This is a genomic window from Polaromonas sp. P1_G2 (assembly GCF_056405515.1).
In genome coordinates, this window is sequence record NZ_JBFUBY010000715.1 from 1 (window position 1) to 601 (window position 601).

Consider the following 601-nt stretch of genomic DNA (forward strand, 5'->3'; position numbering starts at 1 on the left):
GAGCTGCAGACGTCGATCGCCTATTTCCACGTCGACAGCGCCAACCAGCAGCCGGCAAAGGCAATCGCGCGCAAGCCGCTGGCCGCCAAGCCGGCACAGCGCGCACCGGTGGCGCACCTGGCTTCGCACACCCCATCTCCGCGCCATCAGCAGGAGAATTCGGTCGCGCGCCAGCAGGCCCGGGTCAAGGGTTTTGCKCTCGACCTCAACCATGGCGGMCCGGATTCGGCGGATGCCGATTTCAGGGAAAGCGCCTGATTCAGGAACTCGGCGGGGTGCGCAGATGACCCTGCCGAGTGAAATTCTCCGACGCATGTAAGCGTCGGCGCGGTGCGTAACATATTCGACCGCAGGGACGTGAATTAGTCGCCTCCGCTCACTGACGCAGCAACCAATGGGCCGATCGCTTCACCGCGAAATGCTTTGTCACGCCTAAATTCTGTCTATCGAGGGGACATGCGGATGCGCTTTACAATCAAACTTAAACTCGGGCTCGCTTTCGGCCTGATGACGCTCATGCTGATCGGCATCGCTGTCTATGGCGTCATGAGTCTGAGCACGCTCAACCAGGCCAGCGGCGACATGATCGACGGTCCTGTGC

At 61.3% G+C, this 601-nt stretch carries 1 protein-coding gene; it reads left to right on the forward strand.

Features of this window, described 5'->3' with window-relative positions:
* A partial coding sequence (locus tag AC1D0P_RS27125) for a hypothetical protein (RefSeq protein WP_477679564.1) occupies positions 1-258 on the forward strand: 258 nt, incomplete at its 5' end.
* Positions 259-601: the final 343 nt, after the last annotated feature.